Source organism: Rhodovarius crocodyli, from assembly GCF_004005855.1.
GTDB lineage: Bacteria > Pseudomonadota > Alphaproteobacteria > Acetobacterales > Acetobacteraceae > Rhodovarius > Rhodovarius crocodyli.
Genome location: NZ_SACL01000008.1, coordinates 212,623 through 220,088 on the forward strand (window position 1 = coordinate 212,623; position 7,466 = coordinate 220,088).

The 7,466-nt window shown below is 69.3% G+C and carries 4 protein-coding genes and 1 tRNA gene; 2 read left to right on the top strand and 3 right to left on the bottom strand.

Going from position 1 to position 7,466, the window contains the following annotated elements; genetic code table 11:
* Positions 1-204: 204 nt before the first annotated feature.
* The gene (locus tag EOD42_RS20350) at positions 205-1,629 is read right to left on the bottom strand and encodes a M20 family metallopeptidase (protein ID WP_127789410.1); all 1,425 of its coding nucleotides are present in this window, start codon (positions 1,627-1,629) and stop codon (positions 205-207) included.
* A 12-nt stretch (positions 1,630-1,641) separates the two neighbouring features.
* The gene (locus tag EOD42_RS20355; RefSeq protein WP_164868036.1) at positions 1,642-2,889 is read right to left on the bottom strand and encodes a Zn-dependent hydrolase; all 1,248 of its coding nucleotides are present in this window, start codon (positions 2,887-2,889) and stop codon (positions 1,642-1,644) included.
* Positions 2,890-3,003: 114 nt separating this feature from the next.
* On the opposite strand from EOD42_RS20355, the gene EOD42_RS20360 reads away from it, so the two are divergent.
* Positions 3,004-5,478, top strand: a complete 2,475-nt coding sequence (locus tag EOD42_RS20360; RefSeq protein WP_127789412.1) for an autotransporter outer membrane beta-barrel domain-containing protein — start codon at positions 3,004-3,006, stop codon at positions 5,476-5,478.
* Between the two features lie 306 nt (positions 5,479-5,784).
* Positions 5,785-7,119 (top strand): LLM class flavin-dependent oxidoreductase, encoded by a 1,335-nt coding sequence (locus EOD42_RS20365; RefSeq protein ID WP_127789413.1) that lies wholly within the window; start codon positions 5,785-5,787, stop codon positions 7,117-7,119.
* A 220-nt stretch (positions 7,120-7,339) separates the two neighbouring features.
* Here the strand turns inward: EOD42_RS20365 and EOD42_RS20370 are convergent.
* A tRNA-Met gene (locus tag EOD42_RS20370) sits at positions 7,340-7,416 on the bottom strand.
* Between the last annotated feature and the right edge of the window lie 50 nt (positions 7,417-7,466).

Here is a 7,466-nt window from a genome sequence, read left to right on the forward strand (position 1 = left end):
CAGGAGATAATATCTCCTGGACCTGATATGAATTTGGCGCCCTACCTTCGCAGGTAGGGCGCCATTTTTATCATAAATATCAATCAGAAATACCTTGGCCGGATACGCCCCAACTCCCCGGGGTCCAGGGCCGCTACGGTCCTGGCGGGTGTCCAGAGGGCAGAGCCCTCTGGTGGGGGTGTCGGGGGCAACGCCCCTGACTGCTTACCCCTTGGCCATATCCAGCGGCGGCATGTTCTCCGCCGGGATCGGGCAGTCATACGGCGTGCCCGCCAGCCGCTTCGCCAGATCCGCCTTGGCGGCCTCGATCAGCGCCGGGTTCTCGATCGCCGCCACGGCGGTGGCGGCCATGATCTTGGCCACATGCACCATGCCGGCATGGGCGTGGCCGCTCTTGCCCTGGGCCGTCATCTGCCAGCTGTGCAGCGGCGTGCCGACCGCGCAGGTCGCGCCATGCGCCTGCACCAGCGGCACCACCCAGGACACGTCGCCGACGTCGGTGGACCCGATCATGAACTGGCGCGGGGCGTCGCGGGGCGGCACCTGGTCGCACAAATCCATGTCGGGGTCGTAGGTGCGGCCGGCGGCGCGGAAGGCGGCCTGGATATCCTCGACCGAGAGCGTGGCGCGGATGGCGCGGGCGTATTCGCGGTCCGCGTCGGAGTATTCCGGCGGGCCCAGCAGCTCGAACTGCTGCTGCATCGCTTCCTCAAGCGGGGTGTTCGCCATCAGGTTCGACACGCCGGAGATGATGTCGACCTTCACCGTGGTTTCGGTCATCAGGGCCGCCCCCTGGGCGATCTTCTTCACGCGCTCCAGCACGGCGCGCATGCCGGGTGTGTCGGGGTGGCGGATGGAGTAGCGCACCTTGGCGCGCGGCTGCACCACATTGGGGGCCACGCCGCCGGCATCCAGATAGGCGTAGTGGATGCGCGCCGCGCTATCCATGTGCTCGCGCATGTAGTTCACGCCGACATTCATCAGCTCCACCGCATCGAGCGCGGAGCGGCCCAGATGCGGGGCGGCGGCGGCATGGCTGGCGCGGCCGGTGAAGGTGAAGTCCACGCGGGAATTGGCGAGCGAGGCCGCGGGCGCCACTTCGGTGAAGCTCTGCGAATGCCAGGTGATGGCGATGTCGGCGTCCTTGAATAGCCCCTCGCGCACCATGAAGGTCTTGGCTGCGCCGCCTTCCTCGGCCGGGCAGCCGTAGTAGCGGACACGCCCCTTGATGCCGCGGGCGGCCAGCCAGTCCTTCACGGCGGTGGCGGCCAGCATGGCGCCGGCGCCCAGCAGATTGTGGCCGCAGCCATGGCCGAAGCCGTTGTGGTGCGCCACGGGCTTCGGCTCGGCGATGCCGGCCTCCTGCGACAGGCTGGGCAGGGCGTCGTATTCGCCCAGGATGGCGATGACGGGGCCTTCCTCGCCGGCCTCGGCCATGATGGCGGTGGGAATGCCGGCCACGCCCTGCTGCACGCGGAAGCCCTGGCGGTTCAGTTCCTCGGTGTGCTCGGCGGCGGAGCGGAACTCGGTGTAGAGGGGCTCCGGCATGTCCCACACGCGGTCGGCGAGGGCGATCATGTCGGGGGCCTTGGCGTCGACGTGGCGCCAGATCTCGGGGGTGTTCTTCATGATTTCCCCTTCTTACCGCGTCGCCAGCCATTCGGCCATCACGCCGACGGCCGCCATCAGGTCCGGGGTGTCCATGGCCTCATGCGGGTTGTGGCTGCCGTTCCGGTTTCGGACCATGATCATGCCGGTGGGCACGCCGCTGGCCGCGAAGTTATTGGCGTCATGGCTTCCGGGGCTGTTGAGCCGTGGCACCCCCTGCCCTGCCGCGGCGGCCAGCGCCTCGATCAGGCCGGGGTCCATCGGGCCCGGGGCGGCCGCGCTGCGCGGGCCGAGGTCGATGGTCACGCCCCGGCGCGCCTCCACCTCCGCCACCACCCGATGCAGGGCCGGTTCCAGCGCGGCCAGATGGTCCGGGCTGTAGGCGCGCAGGTCCAGGCTCATCTCGAAGGTGCCGGAAACGGCGGTCAGGCTGTGGCGGTCGGCGGGGGTGAAGAATCGGCCGATGGTGACGGCCATGGGGCGGCCCTGGGCTTCCTCGGCCAGCCACAGGCGTTCCAGCGACAGCGACAGGTCGGCACCGGCCAGGGCCGCGTCGCGGCGGAAGCGGTGCGGCAGGCCGGTATGGGCTTCCTCGCCGGTGATGCGGATATGCGGGTGGCGCAGATTGCCGGGATTGGCCAGGCAGATGCCGATGGGTGATCCGGCCTCGATCAACTGCGGCGCCTGCTCGATATGGGCCTCCAGATAGGCGCCGATGGTGGCCGGGACACGCAGCGGCGCGCCCAACTTTGACGGGTCGCCACCGCAGGCCGCGATGCTCTCGGCCAGCGTCAGCCCGGTGCGGGCGTGGCGCAGTTCCAGCGCGCCCTCCGGCAGGCGGCCCAGCAGGCAGCGGCTGCCGATCAGGCCCAGGCCGAACCAGACCGCTTCCTCGCAGCGCAGGGCCAGCACCTCGATGTCATGCCGGGGGCGGACACCGGCTGCCTGCAGCGCGGCCACCACGCCCATGCCGGCGATGACGCCCGCCGCGCCGTCGAAATTGCCGGCCTGCACCACGCTGTCGAGATGCGAGCCGATGATGACCGGCGGGCCGGCCGGGTCAGCCGCGCGCCACACCATGGACAGGTTGGCGCCGGCATCGACCGAGACCTCCATGCCCATGCCGCGCGCGGTTTCGGCCAGCAGGGCATGGGCGCGGCTCTCACCGGGGCCATAGGCGTCGCGGGTGATGCCCGGCGGGTCGCGCCCGATCTCGGCCACGCCGTCCAGCAGGCGCTGCACCAGGGTTTCCGACGCCGCCACCGCTTCGTTCAATTCCATCGCCGACCTCATCCGGATGGCGGAGTGTGGCACGGACTCGGCGGCTGGGAACCGGGCATTAACCGCGCGCTGCGCATCTGGGGGCAAGCATCAACCCACTGAGGTAGTCCGGCATTGTCCAGCTCATCTTCCGCCCGTCGTCGCCGTTCCAGCAAGAAGGCGGCGGCGCTGGCCCTTGGCCTCGCCTGCCTGCCCGTACTGGCCCCGGCCGACACGATCAGCTTCTCCGGCGGCTGGAGCGGCACGACCGGCACCCAGGCGCCCACGATCCCCACCCCCGCCAATACGGTGAACACGAGCTTCAGCGCCTATTCCAGCGCATTCGCCTGGAACTACGCGCTCTACTCCTTCACCGTGACCAAGAGCGGCACCTATTCGGCCACCGTGACGACCGGCCCGGTGGTGAACACCACCTTCTTCCTGCAGGGGCTGTTCAGCCCCAACAGCACCGGCACCCCGACCACGCCGATCTCGAACTTCCTCTACAGCCAGCTGATCAGCAACGGCACCGGCTCCTACAGCGGCACCTTCCCCTCCCTGGTGCTGACGGAGGGCCAGACCTACAGCGTGCTGATCGCCTTCAACATCGGCGGCACGCAGTCGGGCGACTATTTCAACTTCAGCATGAACGGGCCGGGCTGCGCCGCCTTCTCGGGCGTCAACAGCTGCATCACCTCCATCCTGGCGGGCAGCACGGCGCTGACCACCGCGCTGGGCAGCACGATCAACCCCACCTTCCAGGGCGGCACGCTGCGGCTTGACCAGACCGGCGCGGTCTATGCGCAGAACTTCACGCTGGATACGTCGAGGTCCAACCGGATCGACCAGGCGGGCCGTACCGCCACCTTCAGCGGCGCGTTCAGCGATGCGACCTCGGGCGGCAACATCATCATCATGAACAGCGGCACGGATGGGCGCGTCGTGTTCAGCGGCACCAGCACCTATACCGGCAGCACCACGATCGAGAGCGGCGCCACGCTGGCGATCAACGGCTCGCTCGTCTCACCCGTCACGGTGAACGCGGACGGCATGCTGCGCGGCACGGGCAGCATCGGCAACAGCGTGCTGGTGGCATCGGGCGGCACCATCGCGCCGGGCAACAGCCCGGGCACGCTGACGGTGGCGGGGCCGGTCGTGATGTCGGCGGGCTCAACCGCGCAGTTCGACATCGACGGTACCGGCACGGGAAACGGCGCCGGCAGCTACAGCCGCCTGATCCTGACAGGCGGCAACGGCACCGTCACGCTGAACGGCACGGTGGTGCCGAAGCTGCGGGGCATCACGGGCAGCGCGACGAACAGCTACACGCCGGGCATCGGGACGGCGTTCAACGTCATCTCGGCCGAGGGCGGGGTGCGGGGTTCCTTCACCGGGCTGACGCAGCCGGTGGGGCTGGCGGACGGCACGCGTTTCGATGCGCTGTATGGCACCCATGCGGTGGATCTGGTGGTGACGCCCACGCAGTACGGCACGCAGGCCCTGGCGGGCTGGGCCGTACCGGTCGGGGCCGCGCTGGACCGGCTGCGCCCGGCGGCAGGCCCGGCGATGACGGCGGCGGAGACCGCGCTGTTCGCGCCGCTGTACCGGCTGACGGCGGATCGCATTCCGCTCGCGCTGGGGCAGATGTCGCCGCTGCTGTATGCCGATGCGATCGCGGCGCAGCGGGATGCCTTCTACGCCGCGTCCTCGGTCATCGGGCGTGAGATGCAGGCCCGCCGCGGCCCGGCGGCCACCGGCCGCGGCCAGACCGCCGAGGGCCCGCGCGGGCTGACGCTGTGGATGAGCGGCAGCGGCGATTTCTCCCGGATCGGCAGCGGCCGGGACGGCACGCCCGGCTATCATGCCTCCTCGGGCGGGGCGGTGCTGGGTGCCGATACGGCGCTGGGCCGCGCGAGGGTGGGCGTGGCGGCGGCCTTCGGCAGCCAGTACGTGTCCAGCGCCGGGCTGGGCCATTACAACGGCCAGGCGGCGCAGCTGATGGCCTATGGCAGCATCGGGCTGCGGGGCTTCTTCCTGGACGGGCAGTTCGGCGGCGCCTTCGAGGAAGGCCGGATGCGCCGCAGCATGGGGGCACATGGGCTGGACGCGCGCGGCACCGTGACGGGCGGCGGCTGGGGCGGGTCCGTGCGCGGCGGCCGCCGCTTCGAGGCGAATGGCTGGGGGATCGAGCCGAGCCTGACGCTGCGCGGCGTTTCCGTGTCGAACCGCGGCGTGACGGAAAGCCAGGCGGGGCTGGCCGGCCTGCGTGTCGGCGGGCGGTCGCTGGGCAGCCTGCAGACGGAGCTGGGCGTTCAGATCGACCGTCGCTTCCGGATCAATCAGCGCTATGCCGTGACGGCGGTGGGCAGCCTGGGCTGGAACCACGAGATGCTGGACACGAGCCTGCGCGCGAGCGCGTCCTTCGCGGCGTTGCCCGGGGCCGGATTCTCGGTGCGCAATGCGCCGACCGCGCGTGACAGCGCGGTGGCGGGTGTGCAGGCGCGGCTGGAGACGGGAACGCGACTGAGCGCGTTTGCCGGCTACGAGACGCGCCTGGCCGACCGCTATACGGCGCACAGCGTGACGGCGGGGCTGCGTTACAGCTGGTGATCGGGCTGGATCGGGCGGGGGGCGGCATGGCCCCCTGCCCGGTGCGAGCCGGCCTTCCGCCTGAAGGCCGGGCGGACGAGACCGAATCTCCGCCTTTCCATCGGACCATCCTGGTCGCTGCGTGAGCAGCAGGATCGCCTGCATGCGCCTCGGCGCGGCAGCTTGCCCGGATGCCCGGATCAAGCACGCCGGGCGCATCCTTTCTCGACGGGCCCGGCGCGATAGGCTGGGGCCCAGCCGTTCCGTGAGTGCGCCGCCCGGCGCGGGGCTCCCGGTGGCCGAATGATCCATGCAGGGACCGCGTCGATGACCCCCGCCAAGCGCCAGCTTCACCTCAACCTGTTCATCCAGGGCATCGGCCACCACGAGGCCGCCTGGCGCCACCCCGAGACCAACCCGGCCGACATGATGGACATCGGCTATTATCAGGGGCTTGCCCAGAAAGCAGAGGCCGCGAAGTTCGACGCCGTCTTCATCGCCGACGCCCTGGCGATCAACGCGAACATCGAATTCGGCCCGTTCAACAACTTCTTCGAGCCCCTGACGCTGCTGGCGGCCGTGGCGGCCGTGACCACGCATATCGGCGTCATCGGCACCGCCTCCACCACCTATGGCGAGCCGTATGACATCGCCCGGCGCTTCGCCTCGCTCGACCGGGTCAGCAGGGGGCGGGCGGGCTGGAACATCGTCACCTCCAGCAACGAGCGCGCGGCCCAGAACTTCGGCCATGACACCCATCTGCAGCACAGCCAGCGCTATGCCCGCGCCACCGAGTTCCTGGAGGTGGCGATGGCGCTGTGGGACAGCTGGGAGGAGGAGGCCCTGATCGCCGACCGGAAGGCAGGGCGCTTCGTCGATATCGGTCGCGTCCATGCCATAGACCACCAGGGCGCGCATTTCCGTGTCCGCGGCCCGCTGGATTTCCCCCGGCCGCCCCAGGGCTATCCGGTGCTGGTCCAGGCCGGCTCCTCGGATGACGGCCGCGAATTCGCGGCGCGCTTCGCCGAGGCGATCTATACGGCGCAGAACACGCTATCCGACGCCCAGGCCTTCTACACGGATGTGAAGGCCCGCATGGCAGGCTATGGCCGCAAGCCCGATCAGCTGTGCATCCTGCCGGGCCTAGCACCCATCATCGGCCGCACCACCGCCGAGGCGAAGGAGCGCCAGCAGGAGCTGAACGAATACATCATCCCGCAATACGGCCTGCACATGCTGTCCAGGAACATGAACATCGACCTGTTCAGCTACCCGCTGGACGGCCCGCTGCCTGAACTGCCGCCGATCGAGCAGATCAACGGCGGCAAGAGCCGCTTCCAGGTCTATGTGGAGATGGCCAGGCGCGGAAACCTCACCATCCGGCAATTGATCCAGCAGATCGCGTTCGGCCGCGGCCACGACACCTTCGCCGGCACCCCGACCGAGATCGCCGACCACATCGAGGAGTGGTTCACCTCAGGCGGCTGCGACGGCTTCAATCTGCTGGCGCCGAACCTGCCGGTCGATTTCGATCGCTTCGTCGAGATGGTGCTGCCGGAGCTGCGCCGGCGCGGCCTGTTCCGCACCGAATACAGCGGCAGCACCCTGCGCGACCATTTCGGCCTGCCGCGACCGGCCAATCAATTCAGCGGGCGCGGCTGAGGGGCGCGCGTCACGAGCCTGGAGAGCGATGATGGGCGGGAGGTTCTGGAGGCATCGCGTGCGCTGATTGCCCGTGTCGAGGTGAGCGCTAACGGCTGCATTGAGCTTTTAGGTGAGTTGAGCGCGTTGCTTCGAGCGAGTGGGGTAGAGGGTGTGTTTGTGCCCCGGAACGCGAAAAGCCCGTCGCAAGTGTGCGACGGGCTTTTATGTTCGCTATCAGTGGATGCGGGGACAGGATTTGAACCTGTGACCTTCAGGTTATGAGCCTGACGAGCTACCGGGCTGCTCCACCCCGCGGTAAAAGTGGAAAAACTCTCTGGTTAGGTGGTCTGGCGGCGACCGACTCT

Bases quoted from the DNA above. Each gene is read 5' to 3' on its own strand.
- EOD42_RS20350 (WP_127789410.1), bottom strand. From the start codon at position 1,629: ATGAAGAACACCCCCGAGATCTGGCGCCACGTCGACGCCAAGGCCCCC.
- EOD42_RS20355 (WP_164868036.1), bottom strand. From the start codon at position 2,889: ATGGAATTGAACGAAGCGGTGGCGGCGTCGGAAACCCTGGTGCAGCGC.
- EOD42_RS20365 (WP_127789413.1), top strand. From the start codon at position 5,785: ATGACCCCCGCCAAGCGCCAGCTTCACCTCAACCTGTTCATCCAGGGC.